Source organism: Paenibacillus sp. J22R56, from assembly GCF_056269375.1.
The window spans coordinates 409,771-425,714 of sequence record NZ_JBWDNV010000007.1 but is presented as its reverse complement, the minus strand read 5'-3'; the positions used below and the strand labels follow the sequence as shown (position 1 = coordinate 425,714).

At 45.8% G+C, this 15,944-nt stretch carries 15 protein-coding genes; 9 read left to right on the top strand and 6 right to left on the bottom strand.

All coding sequences use genetic code 11. The features are described from left to right. Positions 1 to 310 precede the first annotated feature (310 nt). Positions 311 to 1,801: a glycoside hydrolase family 43 protein gene (locus AC0YNT_RS19110; RefSeq protein ID WP_475806058.1), complete on the bottom strand. Its 1,491-nt coding sequence runs from the start codon at positions 1,799 to 1,801 to the stop codon at positions 311 to 313. A 175-nt stretch (positions 1,802 to 1,976) separates the two neighbouring features. Between AC0YNT_RS19110 and AC0YNT_RS19105 the strand changes: the two genes are divergently transcribed. The 3 genes from AC0YNT_RS19105 to AC0YNT_RS19095 all read left to right on the top strand — a co-directional run bounded on the left by AC0YNT_RS19105 (position 1,977) and on the right by AC0YNT_RS19095 (position 4,385). Continuing rightward, positions 1,977 to 2,879 carry an ArsR/SmtB family transcription factor gene (locus AC0YNT_RS19105; RefSeq protein ID WP_475806057.1) on the top strand — a complete coding sequence of 301 codons (903 nt, stop codon included), beginning with the start codon at positions 1,977 to 1,979 and terminating at the stop codon, positions 2,877 to 2,879. A gap of 94 nt (positions 2,880 to 2,973) precedes the next feature. Beyond that, positions 2,974 to 3,264 carry a DUF3817 domain-containing protein gene (locus AC0YNT_RS19100; RefSeq protein WP_475806056.1) on the top strand — a complete coding sequence of 97 codons (291 nt, stop codon included), beginning with the start codon at positions 2,974 to 2,976 and terminating at the stop codon, positions 3,262 to 3,264. Positions 3,265 to 3,458: 194 nt separating this feature from the next. Continuing rightward, positions 3,459 to 4,385 (top strand): Asp23/Gls24 family envelope stress response protein, encoded by a 927-nt coding sequence (locus AC0YNT_RS19095; protein ID WP_475806055.1) that lies wholly within the window; start codon positions 3,459 to 3,461, stop codon positions 4,383 to 4,385. 46 nt (positions 4,386 to 4,431) lie between these two features. Here the strand turns inward: AC0YNT_RS19095 and AC0YNT_RS19090 are convergent, their stop codons facing one another. The 3 genes from AC0YNT_RS19090 to AC0YNT_RS19080 are packed head-to-tail and all read right to left on the bottom strand — an operon-like array spanning position 4,432 to position 7,062. Beyond that, on the bottom strand, positions 4,432 to 5,280 hold the full coding sequence (locus AC0YNT_RS19090; protein WP_475806054.1) for an ABC transporter permease: 849 nt from the start codon (positions 5,278 to 5,280) through the stop codon (positions 4,432 to 4,434). Continuing rightward, a complete protein-coding gene (locus tag AC0YNT_RS19085; protein WP_475806053.1) occupies positions 5,264 to 6,067 on the bottom strand; it encodes an ABC transporter permease in 804 nt (267 codons plus the stop codon). Before AC0YNT_RS19085 ends, AC0YNT_RS19090 begins: the two co-directional genes overlap by 17 nt. Beyond that, a complete protein-coding gene (locus AC0YNT_RS19080; protein WP_475806052.1) occupies positions 6,064 to 7,062 on the bottom strand; it encodes an ABC transporter ATP-binding protein in 999 nt (332 codons plus the stop codon). Before AC0YNT_RS19080 ends, AC0YNT_RS19085 begins: the two co-directional genes overlap by 4 nt. A 324-nt stretch (positions 7,063 to 7,386) precedes the next feature. Between AC0YNT_RS19080 and AC0YNT_RS19075 the strand changes: the two genes are divergently transcribed. Further along, positions 7,387 to 8,310 (top strand): EamA family transporter, encoded by a 924-nt coding sequence (locus AC0YNT_RS19075; protein ID WP_475806051.1) that lies wholly within the window; start codon positions 7,387 to 7,389, stop codon positions 8,308 to 8,310. A 49-nt stretch (positions 8,311 to 8,359) separates the two neighbouring features. Here the strand turns inward: AC0YNT_RS19075 and AC0YNT_RS19070 are convergent, their stop codons facing one another. After that, positions 8,360 to 8,866 carry a hypothetical protein gene (locus AC0YNT_RS19070; protein WP_475806050.1) on the bottom strand — a complete coding sequence of 169 codons (507 nt, stop codon included), beginning with the start codon at positions 8,864 to 8,866 and terminating at the stop codon, positions 8,360 to 8,362. A gap of 162 nt (positions 8,867 to 9,028) precedes the next feature. Here AC0YNT_RS19070 and AC0YNT_RS19065 point away from each other — a divergent pair, with 162 nt between their 5' ends. The 3 genes from AC0YNT_RS19065 to AC0YNT_RS19055 are packed head-to-tail and all read left to right on the top strand — an operon-like array spanning position 9,029 to position 12,934. Further along, entirely contained in the window at positions 9,029 to 9,358 is a 330-nt protein-coding gene (locus AC0YNT_RS19065; RefSeq protein ID WP_475806049.1) for a hypothetical protein, read from the top strand. After that, a complete protein-coding gene (locus AC0YNT_RS19060) occupies positions 9,355 to 11,109 on the top strand; it encodes an ABC transporter ATP-binding protein (RefSeq protein ID WP_475806048.1) in 1,755 nt (584 codons plus the stop codon). Before AC0YNT_RS19065 ends, AC0YNT_RS19060 begins: the two co-directional genes overlap by 4 nt. Continuing rightward, complete coding sequence (locus AC0YNT_RS19055; protein WP_475806047.1) at positions 11,093 to 12,934, top strand: ABC transporter ATP-binding protein; 1,842 nt, start codon at positions 11,093 to 11,095, stop codon at positions 12,932 to 12,934. The genes AC0YNT_RS19060 and AC0YNT_RS19055 overlap by 17 nt, the downstream gene beginning before the upstream one ends. Before the next feature lie 290 nt (positions 12,935 to 13,224). On the opposite strand, the gene AC0YNT_RS19050 is transcribed toward AC0YNT_RS19055, so the two are convergent. Beyond that, entirely contained in the window at positions 13,225 to 14,355 is a 1,131-nt protein-coding gene (locus AC0YNT_RS19050) for a glycoside hydrolase family 88/105 protein (RefSeq protein ID WP_475806046.1), read from the bottom strand. A gap of 152 nt (positions 14,356 to 14,507) precedes the next feature. Between AC0YNT_RS19050 and AC0YNT_RS19045 the strand changes: the two genes are divergently transcribed. Together AC0YNT_RS19045 and AC0YNT_RS19040 are read left to right on the top strand one after the other, a co-directional pair. Beyond that, positions 14,508 to 15,344, top strand: coding sequence for a helix-turn-helix domain-containing protein (locus AC0YNT_RS19045; protein WP_475806045.1), 837 nt, complete (start codon positions 14,508 to 14,510; stop codon positions 15,342 to 15,344). Positions 15,345 to 15,420: 76 nt separating this feature from the next. Further along, positions 15,421 to 15,939, top strand: a complete 519-nt coding sequence (locus tag AC0YNT_RS19040) for a DUF2798 domain-containing protein (RefSeq protein WP_475806044.1) — start codon at positions 15,421 to 15,423, stop codon at positions 15,937 to 15,939. Positions 15,940 to 15,944: the final 5 nt, after the last annotated feature.

Genomic DNA, 15,944 nt, shown 5'->3' with positions numbered 1-15,944 from the left:
AGCTGTATGTCTTCACCTAATCTTCTGCCTCCCATATTGGATCATCTCCCTTGTCCTAAGTTTAATTTATTGGAAGGGAGTACTCCAGTTTAATTAGGGGGCCTAAGAGTTCTATCCAACAGAAATAGAAAGAACCGCCTTAGGCCCGCATAAAAAGGGAATTAGATTGGATAAAGTCCAGTAAAAGCAAGGAATAAGGCTTCATTATCACTAATCGACTGGATAAAATCCAATGTAGAATATAGGGGGTGAGTAACAAGGGACTGCCCCATCGTCAAAGGAATGACTTTTGGGACAATCCCTTATTTTACTAGTTATATTCGCATTCAAACTTCGTAAACTCCGCCAAAGAGCCTTCCCCGCAAGCATATAAACCAATCAATACGCCAGTAAAGCCTCCGGCAATCTCCGATGATAAGTATTTCGTTTGAGCTGTACCAAGTAGGATGTCTTTGCCGTCAACATGAAGGTAGAAGCTGTAACGTTCAGGAGTTGCACGTATAACCAGAGAGGCATGATTGTTGCTTCCCAGGTCCACTTCATGTTCGATGGATTTGATATCTCCGATATTCAGGCGCTCGATCACCTTATATCCGTTCTCTGCTTGGCGAATAGCAAGATCATAATGATGATTTTCATCCATATAAAGAGTGATACCGGCTTCACCACTATTAATAGTTACTTCGCAAGAGATTACAGCATTAAAGTCTCTTTGGCGTATGCCAATGAAGGTCGGGGATGCAGGTACATCAAGCGTCACTTCAGTTCCTTTCAGTTGAAGCTTATCGTGTTCTAACAAATAATTCTCTTTCGCAGGATGACGAAGAGAGCACCAGTCTAGATTCCAATCTATATTCTCGAAAGAATAAAGCTTTTTCTCCTGCTGAATGACTGTGCTTGGAATTCGATCGGTGTCGAAGCTCATAAGCGTGGTGCCTTGTTGTCCGGCTGTAAACCAACCATCCTCGCCAAAGGTAATAGGCGTAAGGAAGACTTCACGACCTAGATGATGATAGGTAAGCCACTGTCCGATTTGACGGAAGCCGAGATGGAAGAGCCACCAGTTGCCTTCGTTGTCCTGTATCAGGTCGCCATGACCAACTCCTTGAAGCTCGTAACCACCCAAATTTCGGTTGGTCAGAACGGGATTCATCGGGTAGGCTTCGAATGGGCCGGAAGGGGAGTCGCCCCGCGCATACGTTTCCATATGACCATATTCGGTTCCACCTTCTGCTGCGAGCAGGTAGTAACGTCCGTTAATTTTATACAAGTGAGGGCTTTCCAAATAACGTCCGCCTGTTCCCTGCCAGATGGAATGGCTAGGAGATAGCTTATTCCCCGATTCTATGTCAATTTCACACTGGACAATGCCGCCGATCCCTTGATCGTCTGTCCCATTGCTCATAAAGAAGGTTTTCCCATTCTCAAAATACAAATCCGGATCGATGCCACCTTGATCGACATAGACCGGGTCGGACCATTCTCCATAAATATCGTCGGTCCATACATAGAAATTTTGGCGTGTAGTGTCGTTCGTTGTGGTCATATAGAACCGCCCGTTGTTGTGGCGAATAGTTGGAGCAAATACACCGCCGGAGCTGCTTACGGTTTCCAGTTGAACCTGGCTTTTGCGAGTTAGGCAATGACCGATTTGCTCCCAATTGAGAAGGTCTTTACTTTGGAAAATCGGAACGCCTGGAAAATATTGAAAGGAACTGCAAACTAGATAATAGGTGTCTTCCACTTTGCATATGCTTGGATCTGGATAGAAGCCTTTAATGACGGGATTATTATATCTCATTGCTGCACCTCTTATTTTCTAAATTCATGTTTATAAGAATTCATTGCTGACAAGTTCATATAGGAATTAAACAATATCGTTCAATTTGTTGCAATAGGATAGGGTTGAAGGATCCGATAAAATCCATTAAATTAATATTTATATGAATTTAACTGGTGTCAGGAGATATGTGGTTATGATTAAGGCAAACGGAGATTCGAGATTCTTGCCGTTATACGAGGCGCTTGCCAGTGAAGTCAGATGGAGAATGATGGACCTTATTGCTGATAAGGAGATGAATGTGAAGGATATTGCGGCTGCATTAGAGTTAAGTCCTTCAATTGTCACCATGCACTTGCGTAAACTCGAGCAAGCTGAACTTATCGGTTCTCGTAGGGTGCGTCTAAACGGAGGAACTCATAAATTATGTTTTCTCAAGCAAAAAGGCATCGAAATCGAGCTGCCATCCGCAACCCGGAATGCAAGAATCAGAGAGCAGACGATTTCTGTCGGGCATTATACGGCTTTTGATGTTCATCCTACCTGCGGGCTTGGGACACTTGAGAAGGAAATTGGTGTATGGGACGATCCGCGCTACTTTCTTGATACTGAGCGGGTTCACGCGGCTATTCTTTGGTTTGGAAGAGGTTATGTAGAATACAAAACACCGAACTATCTGCTTTCCGGTCAAAAGGCTGAAGCTATCGAAATCTCGATGGAAATCGCTTCAGAAGCGCCGGGCTTGAACGATTATTGGCCATCAGATATCCAGTTTACGTTTAACGGTATCTCACTTGGGACTTGGACAAGTCCTGCAGACTTCGGTAGAGCTGCACGCGGCAAATATACGCCAGAGTGGTGGCACCGTAATGTGAACCAGTATGGGTTATTAAAGACAATACGTATTGATGCCTTCGGTACATTTATAGATGGAGAGCGGATGTCGGATGTGACTACCGCGAATATCAAGCTGGAGGAGCCGTTCTGGACGCTTCGTTTCACGGTGGATAAAGAGGCTGTTAACGTTGGGGGCTTAACGATCTATGGTGCTGGATTTGGCAATCATGATCAGGATATTGTCATTCGTGTACACCTTTAGATGAAACCTACTTACACTTGTACACGTAAAGAAGGCTGGTGCTATACAAATCGTTGCGAATTCATATCATGAAACGTTAGGACGTGTCTGCAAAATGAGAAAATCAGTTAAAACGTGGTTTCGATGGATCAGTTATTTGGAAGCAGTCTCATTCCTTGTTCTCTTAGGTATTGCAATGCCCCTGAAATATATGTTCGATAGTCCGGAGGCTGTAGCCATTACAGGCGGCATTCATGGATTCTTATTTTCACTCTACTTAATAGCGATTGCAGTAATGGCTATTCTATTCAGATGGAAGATTATTCGCATAGCTGGAGCTATAATAGCTGCTTTCCTGCCGTTTGGACCATTTGTTCTGGAACGCAGAATAAAAGGTGAGGGTTAAGCTTTCGCGAGTTTCTATAAAAAGATCGAAACCTTGAACGAATGCGTTCAAAGGTTTCGATCTTTTTTCTTTGCATCGGTTCAATTCATAACCTTATTTTGGAAAGTGAAGGTTGGTTAACGGTTTCCCTATTATATGATAGATTGTTATGGTGTCTATAAAGCGAATAGTTAGGCGGTTGAGTTCTTATTAAAGTGTATGTGAATGTCCGACATTGGAGTTTTTGGTTTGGGGAATATGGGTTTGAGGAAAAGAGCCGGAACGATGAAATAACCATCTATTCGGACCCAGAGATGAATCATCTTTTAGGTTATTTTGAGCTGACAACGGTGCCATGCTTAAAAAATCTTATCGCGCATGATCTTGATTCAAAGGATGATGAAACTTTTATTGAAAAGATTAACTCTTTCATTCATGGAGACAGCGATATTTATTACAGCTATATCTATCCGAGGGATTCTTCTGATTTATCCGATCAGGTCACTCATGATGCTCCTATAAATGATATGGGACATAAACCCGTTTATATTAATATGTGGTCGAAGCTGTCTGCTTCCTGGGATAGGGATGAGATAAAGAAAAGTGTGAAGATACTCGGCAAGCAGTTTCTACACTTGGAGATTGATGAGATCGAGTTTCCTGGAGCTCCAGCTTTCGAAGAAACTAAGCGACTCTATGACCAGGAATATGCGCCGTATATTGATGTGGAGGCAGCAACTTTGTATGATCGGGAAGTTATTAAACGAGGGAAGAAAATAGTTGTATCCATTATTAGTTTCATTCTGCTCGTACAGGTCATTTTTATTGCTAGTGACATTCTGAGTGAAGATATTAGTTATGATTACTTTTATTTAATTTTCTATTTATTATCAGCCTATTATTCTTACAAAGGTCATAGGAGAGCATTGTATGTTCTGGCATTTCTGTTTGCCAAAGATTTGTTGATGTTGATTTTTTCAGTAATGAATCTAGTCGGGTTGAAAAACCTATTCGATGGTTGGCTCATGCTTGTTATCGTTCTGATTGCGGCCATTTTGTCGGGTTGGATATTGGGAGGGTCAGAAAGTCTTACAGCTTATATGAACTATCATAAAGAAATGCGGATACAGAAAGAAAGATAAAAAACGGCCTTCATCCCGGGAAACCCCGGACTGGTGGCCGTCTTTTTTATCTCCGTAATCCAATCATATTGCCAGATGTGTATTTGCGTAACCCTTTATAGAAGATCAGGATCCCTCCGGCACATAAAGCGGATGCCATTCCAACAGCTCCGAAGAGGAAGTTCAGGTCGATCTCACGGATCAGCGAAACAGGCATACTGCTTATAAAACCAGCGGGAATGACCGTAAATAATACAAGCCGACCAAAGCCCTTGAAGATACCTGTAGGGTAGGTGGCAAAGGTGAGCAGCGCATTATACAATTGAAAACTTAGTCCTTCCGTGTTGCCAAGCCAGAAGGAGAGGCAGCCCGTAATGACACAAAAAAAGATAAAGATCAGTGCGGAGAGCAGCAGAGCTGCCGTGAATTTGATAGTCCCTAGCAGGGTAACGTTCCCAAACGCTATGAAGATGAATATGGCAAACAGTAGATCACCTATCGCGCTCACCGACATGCGGCTAATCAGCACGTTCAGCAATACCGGCTTTGGCTGGGCGAGATAAACATCTAATTGCCCGGTTACGATCAGACTGGCAAGGCGTGTAGCATTGCCGAAGAAAATCGACATGATTCCAAAGCCACCTGCCGCTGCGGCCCACATCATCATCACATCCTGCATCGTCCAGCCGTTAAGCACGGAGAAGCGCTGGAAATACATATCCCAGAAAATAATCCAGACTATGTTGTTCACAATCATGGTTCCGACAGTCAGCAGGAAGCTGAGTCGGAACTCCATTGCTCCTGCCAGATTCAGCCTCCAGCTTGCCGTTGTAAATCGGATCAGGCGGCGAAGCCTGCCTGGCTGAGCATGCTCGGATATTCCCACCGTATATCTATTGTTATCCGCCATTGACATTCAGCTTCCGCACCCCCTTCCGATAAACAAGCCATACAACGAGTCCGATAAGAACTGCCCACAGCCACTGTACGGCAAGCATGCCAGCAATCTCGCCGTGATGCATGCCAACAGCTGTTCGAGCCGGGAAATAGACGATGGTTTGAAAAGGCAGCCAGTGTCCGATCTGCTGCAGTTTATCCGGGAACAGCTCCAGCGGCATCAGCATACCACCGACAGTAAATAAAATTTTGTTATAGACGAACTCAAGCCCTCTTGTCTCCTCGACCCAAAAGGCACTTAATGCAACAAGCATACCGAGCATAAAATTAACGGTAAACCCGCCAAATGCCATGAGAGGCAGCCATGCGAGACCTGCACCAACAGGCAGAGAGCCGACCATCAAGAAGGCAATCGTAGAACCAAGCAGCAGATTGATTACAAATCGGATGGCAACCTCGCTCATATACTCGACATAGTGGAATGCGAGAAAGCTGACCGGTCTAATGAGCTTGAAGGCGACGTCACCGCTTTTAACTTCTTCTTCGATTCGTGTACAGAGGCTTGGTGTAGCAAGCACCATTGATTCAGTGAAGACGAGATACCACATCATTTGCTTAAAGGTGTATCCGTTAATAGCGGTTGTACCTTCGCCAGCGAAGGTTGTTTGCCACAGCTGCATGAATATATAAAGGATGAGAAGCAGAAATAAGGAACGTATGACAAAATCGACGACATAAGCGAGCTGGCTGCGCAGGGTGATTTTGCCGATGAAAATATATTTGGCCGGTTTCGAGAAGCTGATCACATGACTACCTCCTTTGCACGAAAAGTCCCGTACATTCGGGAGATAATATCCTCCATCGGCGGGTCCTGCACTGTCATATCGACAATGCGATGGCTCGACATCAAGGCTGACATAACTGATTCAATGGTTGTATGCCCAGTGTCAACGCTAAGCGTGAGACGTGAGCCGCTGCGCGTCAAGACTGCTACGCCATCAAGAGAAAGCTGTCCAGGGTCATTTTCCAGCACAAGCTGTACAGTTTTATGAGTTAGAAATTGCTGCTTCATGAATTCAACCTGCCCATCAAACACGATTCCCCCATGATTAATGACAATGGCGCGGTCACACAGCTTCTCCACGTCGCCGGCATCATGGGAAGTCAAGAAGATGGTAGTACCTTCCTCACGGTTCATCTCGACGATCAGCTCCCGAATACGCTGCTTAACAACTGCATCAAGACCAATTGTTGGCTCATCAAGGAATAAGGCTTGTGGTCGATGGAGCAGGGAAGCGGCGATTTCACATCGCATTCGTTCGCCAAGCGACAGCTTACGCACGGGTGTATGCAAGTACGGACCAAGCTCGAAACGCTCGATGAGGCTGTCACGGCGCTCTATATAATCATTCCGTCGCAGCTCATAGATTCTGCTCATTAGTTCGAACGTATCGAGCGGCGGGAGATGGTACCACAGCTGCGACTTCTGCCCGAACACAGAACCGATGCGGTAAGCAAGCTTTGACCGATCTGTCCATGGACAACAGCCCAGAACTTCAGCTGTGCCAGAGGACGGGTGGAGGATGCCGGTCAGCATCTTAATCGTAGTTGACTTGCCAGCGCCATTTGGTCCAAGGAAAGCAACCGTCTCTCCTTGCTCAACGGAAAATGTAATGCCTTCCACTGCGGCCTTGTCTGTAAATTGCGGCTTAAACAATGCCTTAAGGCTGCCCGTCAGACCGGCTTGCTTCTTTTTAACTTGGAATACCTTTTCCAATTGCTCAACCTGAATGGACCGCACCTTATACACCCCTTTTTGATTTAACCCGCTAAAGGGGAAAAGACCTTCGGTCTGTTTCGCCCAATGAACAGGCGGAACTTTCCGAAGGTCTTTTATTCCTCACGGTGTAGCTTGGCGCCACGCGCACAAGCCGGCTTCGCTTGGTTCGCCATCCTGATGGAGTCGGATCCCTAGAAGCCCTTCCGAAAAACTATTTTCCATATATTAACACGGTGTGTCAGGTGTGGCAACAGCTATTTTTTCAACTGATTATTTGCAGCTGTGCATTGCAACAATTCCTTATCCTGACTAAGATTAGGAGATGGAAAGGGGATTACTTGAGTAATGTGGATTTTATTTGCGATATTAGCGGCGTTATGTTTTGGATTAAGAGGAATCTTATATCATTATACTAGCCAGCTGCCGTTAAGCCGGACGGTGCTGCTATGTGGCGCATTTACAATGGGTGCACTGATCTGCGGTATAACCGCTGTTATATCCGGCCAGCCTTGGACGACATCAGCCCTTGTTGGTATTCAGATGGGGGTGTTCTCCTTTGTTGCTAATGCGAGTATGTTCAAGGGGTTTGCCGTCGGAAAAGCCTCACTTGTTGCAATTATTACGGCGCTTCCGGCTGTATTGGTTGTGATGGGGGCGTACGTGTTATGGGGAGAAGCACTCAGTTCTATTCAATTGGCTGCTTTCGCTGTGATTGTGGCTGGTATCTTGCTTGTCCGTTATTCCAATGACTTATCGCTAAAAAATCTGCAGGGAGCACAATGGGGGCTGTTGTCCCTTCTCATGTTCGCTTGCAATGATCTGTCCGGCTCTTGGTCCACAAAGCTGGACGCGCCGCTCTTCCCAACCTTGTTCTTTATGTTTGCATCTGGCTCCACCTGTTATGGTATATGGTGGCTTAAGGATCGACTTACCATGAAGCGGTTCAGCTTAGCTATGGCTGCATCTACAGCTGAAGTATCTGTAGCCGCCGCAGTGGAGAGCCCAGTGGCAGCTAAAACTTGGAGCGAGCGTCGGACCTTCTTTACGGGAATGCTGGTGGGAACAACGAATGCGGTGGGCATGATGATGATCGTAACGGCTTTTGACTTCGGTAAAGCTGGTCTTGTATCCGCCGTAACGGCATTAAATGTACTGATTGTGCTGCTGTACACTCGGTTTGTGGTGAAGGAACAGTTTTCGCGCCTCGAAGTGACGGGGATGGCTTGTGCTTTTGGAGGAATTCTATTTTTGCGTTTATTTGGAAGTTAAGAGGAATAGTTAAGAGATTAAAAAAAATCGCCCGCTGGGGGCGGTTTTTTTATTTCACAGGAATTGGTTCCATGGAGTTAGCGATTTTTACGATTATCTTTTTCATTTTTGAAATGCTTATTATTCTCGAGTACATATGTAGTTCGTACAAGACATTGCCATTATAAAAGCAAAGTGAAACACTGCTGCTGTCAAACGGACCATCTGACTGCTCTTCTCTGAAATAGGCAAGTTTTCCGTTTTCTAAAGGAAATTCTGATGTATATTCATTCATTAGTGGATGGTCTTTCCTGACGAATAATTTAATCGTTCCATCGTGCTTTTGTTCGATCATGTACGCAATTGTGAGATCTCTTGTACTATATTCAAGGTTATTAGCCTTGTACTTCGGCGGAATCCAGGCGGGGAGTAACACCCGTTGTCCGATATCTTGTTCGTAACTTTTGATTAGTACAGTCATTTCGGAATGGATCCCTGAATCCCTATCCGCATGAACAACACTAGAGCTAATAAGAGTCAGAATGATAATGAAAAGGATAAATACGTTCTTCAGCATGGCGTTCACCTCACCAAGTAGGCTTCCACTAAATGAGAAATTTATAATCATTGGAAAAACTACCAAACTAAATATTGACAGCATCTTTTGTGAGGTATACATTTGTATACATAAAGTGAAGTGTATACGAATGTATACGTTGATTGAAGGAGGCATATACCTATGCGTAACGGTCAAGGACACAGAGGGAAGCATTTTAAGGAGGAGTGCAAAAATCGAGATGGTGGAAAGGCACAAACTTTTCGTCGAGGCAGAGCTCTTGCTTTTCTAGAAAAGCTTACGGTTACTCGTTCCACGTTGCAACGACAGTTGAATGATCCGGATTTTGAGGCAATTAAACTGGTAGTCAGCGGTGAGCTGAAAGCTACCGAAGCCATTATGGAAGAATTTATTAATGTATTTCAGCTTCACGAGCTGCCACCAGAAGAGAATTCTTCGGAAGTGGAAAAAGAGATCAATTCTGAATCCAACAATGGAAGTGATGAGTCTTGAAATCTGAAGGAGTTTTAAAGCCGTATTTCAAGCAGACCTGGCATATTTACCTTGGATCTTTTACCCTTCATGCGGCCGCGAGTATCGTATTCGCTTATTTTCCGAAAGTACTTGGGGACTTTACGGATAAGCTGAAGGGCGGAGCACTTGGCTCCCACGATGTCGCTCATTACAGCTTACTGTTAGTTTTGATTGGAGCGGGATATGCACTGCTGGGAGGATACGGTCAATATCTGGTCATGTACGTCGGACGGTTGTTCGAGTACATAACCCGTCGTCGTCTGTTCACCCATTTCTCAGGTCTTAGCGAGCATTACTATTCGAAGAATGGCGTCGGCAAAATGCTCAACTACTTCATGAACGACGTGACCGGCGTACGGGAAGCGATCTCGATGGGCATTAACCAGACGGCCATGGCTTCCATGCTGTTGATTTCCTGTGTAGGGGCGATGATTCTAAGCGATATACCGCTCTATCTCATTGCTGCTTCAATAGGGCCGCTCATTTTTATTCCTTGGATTGTCATCAAGATTGGTCCGGTTATCCGTAAGCGTTCCCGCAAAGTGCAGGAGGCGCTTGGCACGATGACGGAATCGGCGGAGGAGCAGTTTGGCGGTATTCGCGTGACGAAGAAGTTTGCCGTAGAACCTATTATGATTAATCGGTTTGGTACTAAAGTGGATCAAATCAAGACCAATCAGCTGTCGCTGGTACGGATCAGCTCGCTGTTCCAGGCAACGGTGCCGTTCCTTGGCAACCTGTCGATCATTGTGTCTTTGGCCTATGGCGGATATTTGACAATCAATGGGGACATTACCCTTGGTAATTTCGTTGCGTTAACCCTATACGTACGGATGCTGATGAACCCGCTGCAGCAAATTGGTAACGTTATCAATACGGTGCAGCGTTCGCGGGCATCCTTGCAGCGGCTTAATGAATTGATAGCAGTTCAGCCTGACATTGTGGAGTCTGAGCATGCCTCAGCTGTCAATCTGTCTGAAAATCCAATTCGCATTTCGGATTTGACGTTTACTTATCCCGGTGCTTCACAGCCTTCGCTGCATCATATTGATCTTGTTGTTCGGCCGGGAATGACGCTTGGCATCGTGGGGCGTACGGGCAGCGGAAAAACAACGTTAGTGAAGCAGTTGCTTCGGGTGTACGATCCGCCGGCTAATGCGGTCCGGATCGGTTCTGAAGATATACGGAAGCTCTCATTCGAAAGCCTTCGCACTCAGATCGCTTACGTGCCGCAGGACGGATTCCTGTTCAGCACAACGATTGGCGAGAATATTGCCTTTGCCAGGCGGCAGGCCGGGCAGAGCGAGATTCATGGGGCTGCCAAGCAGGCGCGGATTTACGATAATATTGCCGAATTCCCGGAAGGCTTCGAGACGAAGCTGGGAGAGAGGGGCGTAACCTTATCCGGCGGACAACGTCAGCGAACAAGTCTGGCGCGAGGCTTTATTATGCAGGCGCCTCTTATGATTCTGGATGACAGCGTCAGCGCCGTTGACGCGGTGACCGAAACCGAGATTATACACACGATTCAACAGGAGCGTCAAGGAAAAACAACGATTATTATCGCGCATCGGCTCAGCGCTTTGAAGCATGCGGATCTCATCATCGTGTTGGATGAAGGGAAAATCGTTCAGCGGGGCAAGCACGAGGAGCTGCTTGCGGAATCTGGACCTTATGCCGAGCTCCATGCGATTCAAGAGGAGGGAAGCCAATATGCCGACGGCCGTTAACAACTGGCAGATGGATCAGAAGGCGGGTAATGGAAAGCAGCCCAAACCGCAATACAAGTCAGCTTTTCGTATTCTGAAGTCATATATAACCCCTCACCGGAAGACGTTTACTCTGGTTACCATTTGTACAATTATTGCCATTGCCTCTGATCTGTTCCAACCGTACCTTGTGAAGATTGCGATTGATGATAACCTGATGACGGGCAAGAACGATTACAGCAGTTTGATTGTGATTTGCGCGATCTATCTTGGCTTATCCCTCACAAGCATGTTGTTTACTTATTTGCAAAATAACCTGCTGCAGGATGCCGGCCAAAGCATCGTAGCCCGCATCCGAAAACAGCTGTTTGAACATATTACAAAGCTGTCGATGTCCTACTTCGATAAAACGTCCAGCGGCAGCCTGATCACGCATGTATCGAGCGATACCGAGGCGGTTAACCAGTTCTTTAACCAGGTATTGCTGACTCTGCTGAGGGATGGTCTTACGCTGGTTTCGATACTGGTGATGATGTTTTATCTGGATACAACGTTAGGGCTTTACTGTCTTCTTCTTCTGCCGATTATTGCGCTTATCGCCATTGGATTTCGGTCCTTCATGCGTACGACGTATCAGATGGCCCGGACGCGCTTGTCCCGTCTTGTCGCGTTTGTTGCGGAGAATCTCGCGGGCATGAGCCTGATTCAAGTCTTCCATCAGCAAAAGGCGCAAGGAGAATTGTATAAGGAGAGGAACGAGGATTATTTTAAGGCAAATGTCCGTGAGATCCGCACCGCGGTAACGTTTAACCGGACCTTTGATTTACTTGGTAACCTGACCATTGCTTTTGTCGTCTGGACCGGAGGCAAGGCCGTACTTGGCCATACGATGGAGTTTGGGGTCTTGTATGCTTTTATAACGTACATCCGTCAGTTCTTCCAGCCGATCAACGCGATTACCCAACAATGGAATACTCTCCAGTCCGCAACGGTAGCGGTCAACCGGATCTGGAGTGTTCTCGATGTCGAGCCTGAAGTTGAGGATACCGCCAAGCCGGTTAAAATTAACCATGATGCTGTACAAGGACGCGTGGACTATAACAAAATCTCGTTCAGCTACGGGAACGGGACTCCGATCTTCCGCGGACTTGATCTTCATATCCGTCCGGGCGAGATGGTCGGAATCGTGGGTACAACCGGCGCGGGCAAAAGCTCGCTGATGAGCTTGCTTTGCAGGTTCTACGATGTGCAGGAGGGCAGCGTGCAAATTGACGGGAATGATGTCCGTCATATCCCGCAGGCCGAGCTTCACCGAATAGTGGGTTTAGTTCAGCAGGAGCCGTATTTGTATGCGGGAAGTATTATCGATAACGTTCGAATGTTTGATGACTCGATCTCGCGTGAAGACGTTATTCATGCTTGTGAATTCGTAGGGGCGGATCAGTTAATTAATCGTATGGCTGACGGCTACGAGACGAAGCTATCCGAACGAGGCAGCGGTTTATCAGCTGGCGAGCGGCAGTTAATCTCTTTTGCCCGGATTATCGTGTTCCGTCCGAAAATTCTAATTCTCGATGAAGCGACCGCCAACTTGGACTCTCAGACTGAACAGCTGATTCAACGAGCGCTTCAGGTCGTGTCTGAGGGCAGGACAACAATTGTGATCGCCCACCGCTTGTCCACCATTATGCATGCGGACCGAATTCTTGTTCTAAGCCACGGCTCGGTTGTCGAGTCTGGAACGCATACGGAGCTTATTGAGCTGCAAGGGGTGTACGAGGAATTGTACCGCCACTCGCAAGGCGAGGTTGCTGCAACGGCTCCAGAGGTGCAGACGGTTCGATAGAAGCGAAATGGTGAAAAAAGTGAAAAAGCTGAAGCCGCTATTACTTAGGGCTTCAGCTTTTTTTTATCATGAGCTGTCTATATTGGAAAACATCCAGTGAAAGATCTATATCCGAAATTTCTGGAGGGGCAGGTTGGATTTTGTACAGTGTTTTAGTCATTTTTTGCTGAGATTGCCGCGTAGGTACTGAATTCTGTTGGATGGAATCCAGCGTAGGCGAGGACAGCTATCATAATGGGTTCTTATGCTGTACGAAATCCAACCTAGCTTAAGATAGATAGTAGAGTTACTTAGCCAGCTTCAGCGGCCTTACTCATCTCCACACACATCAGAATAAAAGCGCCTGCGCCATGCAAGTCGTTCTCGCTTGTTGGGCGAGCGATGTAGTGGGCATAGTCGCCAATCCCCGTGCCAATGCAAATCTGCCCAATGACCACGTTACCATTGTCATCAAACTTCAAAGTATCGATCACACCTTGATAACCTTTCCAGGCATGCTCCAGAACCTTCGCATCCAGATAGCCGAACCGGACGGCTTTAGCGATAGCATGTACATATAGAGCGGTACAGGAGTTTTCAAGCCAATTATCCGGCTGTGCTCCTTTATCGACAACCTGATACCATAAGCCAGTTGCAGGATCCTGATATTGGATCAAGGCTATCAGCAGATCTTGCAGAATCTCAACGAGTGCTGCTTTATCCTTGTGATCCTCGGGAAGGTGCTCAAACATCTCGAGCAGGGCAACTGGATACCAGCCGATAGCACGGCCCCAAAACTCAGGTGCTAGACCGGTTTCAGGATCAGCCCACGATGCTTCCTTTGTCTCATCCCAACCATGATACAAGAGTCCGGTGACAGGATCCTTCGTATGTTTGGCCATTAAGATCGCCTGATAAGTCATCATGTCAAAATATTCGCTTGCATCAAATGCTTTGCCAAACTGAACGGCGATTGGCCCCGCCATATATAGTCCATCCAGCCACATTTGGTTTGGATAATGCTCTTTATGCCAGAAACCTCCGGAAGTGTTTGTTTTCCATGATTTAAGCAGCGGCACAAGGTAGTGCAAAGCATTCTTGTACCGTTCATCGCCCGTCTGCTCGTACAAATTATATAACAGGACACCTGGCTGAATATCGTCCAGTTCATCGGGTTTATGCTTTTTTATGCTGCCGTCCGTAAGAACCTGACTGTCCACCCAGCGTTTCAGGTAATCGTAATAGTTCGAGTTTTGTGTTTCCTTCCAGCATTTCTCCATGCCAGATAAGAAAACCCCTTGATGATAATGAAACCGGTCTGGTGGAAGCAGCTCTGGCTCAAACTTAGCCATTAATGCTTCACAAGCTTTCTCTGCCCACTCAATAGGGGAATATGCAGATTTCTTGTTATTCTGGATATTTACTGCCTCAGAAGAATCCATTGATTATTCAGCCTCCCTCATCGTCTTAAGGCTATACTAGCACGAGAAAATGTACATTTTTTGCAGAAAAGAATGATTTCTTCTTATATCTTGCTGTAAATGAACGAATGCGTATAATGAGAGATATCCAATTTGGAAGGGGTGAGGCGAGGATGGGGGATTTTCAATACGATAACGGTGAGGGAACCTACTCGGTATCCTATCGCAAAGCCCGCAGTCATAACATGCCTGTAAGCCATTTTCATAGTACTTACGAAATTTTCTGCTTAATGTCAGGAAAGCGGGAATTTTTTATAAAGGATCGGACGATGGTCATTCATGAAGGAGACATTGTGATCATTGCACCCAATATCCTGCACAGGACGACCAATACGGAGACCCCGGAGCATGAGCGGCTTATTGTGAATATTCATGAAAAGCATATGGCTGCTGGGAACAGCTCTTATATGGATGTTCTGCATCCGTTGTTTGAGAAGGAGTACCTCATTGTAAAATGCTCGTTACAGGATCGGCTAGCGATTGGGGCATTAACGCAAAATATTATATTGGAGATACAGGAAAAGAAGCCTGGATTTGAAATGTATACTCAGACTTTAGCATTGCAGGTGTTGATGATCTGCTGCCGCCATGTGAAGCAGAACAGCATAGAGCCGCTCGAGTCCCCAAGCCCGATGCATGAGCGAATATCAGAAGTTGTCCGCTACATAAACAGCCATTATATGCAGGAGCTGTCGCTTCATTTGCTGTCGGAGAAGTTCTACGTCAGCCCTTATTATTTAAGTCGTTTTTTTAAGGAAGCCACCGGATTTACGTTCGTCGAATATTTGAATAGTGTCAGAATCAAGGAAGCGAAGAAGCTGCTTGAGCAATCATCCATGAAGGTTAATCTAATCGCAAAGAAGGTTGGCTTCGGCAGTGTGACGCATTTTGGCAGAGTGTTCAAGTCGGTCACAGGATATGTCCCTTTGCATTATCGGAAGGGAAATTAGGTTGTATTTCCATTAACTTTCATCCTCAAATGTTCATAAACTTGTCACTTATGAAGAGGGGGTTTAAATCTCTATAATGACAAAGAGAACAGAAAGGATGATGATTTTGCCGACGAATAAGAGAGAAGATTTTTATTTTGGTTTGATGATGGTGACGGGGATGGCCCTTGTCATGATTACGTATAATTTCATACGTAATAACTTGTTTGGAACGTTGTCATTAGGAGAAATTGTGCTGCAGTATGTGTTAGGTTTTATTGTTGCTTTTGTCATTGAGATGTTTGTGGTAGGGCCAATTGCTAAGAAAGCTGCCTTTTCGCTGCCTTATGATAAATCGAAGAAAGTATATGTGATCTTGTCCCTTGCCTTCTGCATGGTTACGGGTATGGTTCTGTGCATGTCGTTGTATGGTCTGATCAGTTCCTCTTTGGCAGACAGCTTGGGAGAGGGATCGTTAGTCAAACATTATTTCTCGATCGTCTTCCATAACTATATTCTTGCATTCCCGCTTCAATTGATCGTAATGGGGCCGCTGGTACGGTTCTTGTTCATTAAGTTTGTGGCAGACAAAAATGCACCAAAATTGGCTGCTTAATTGCA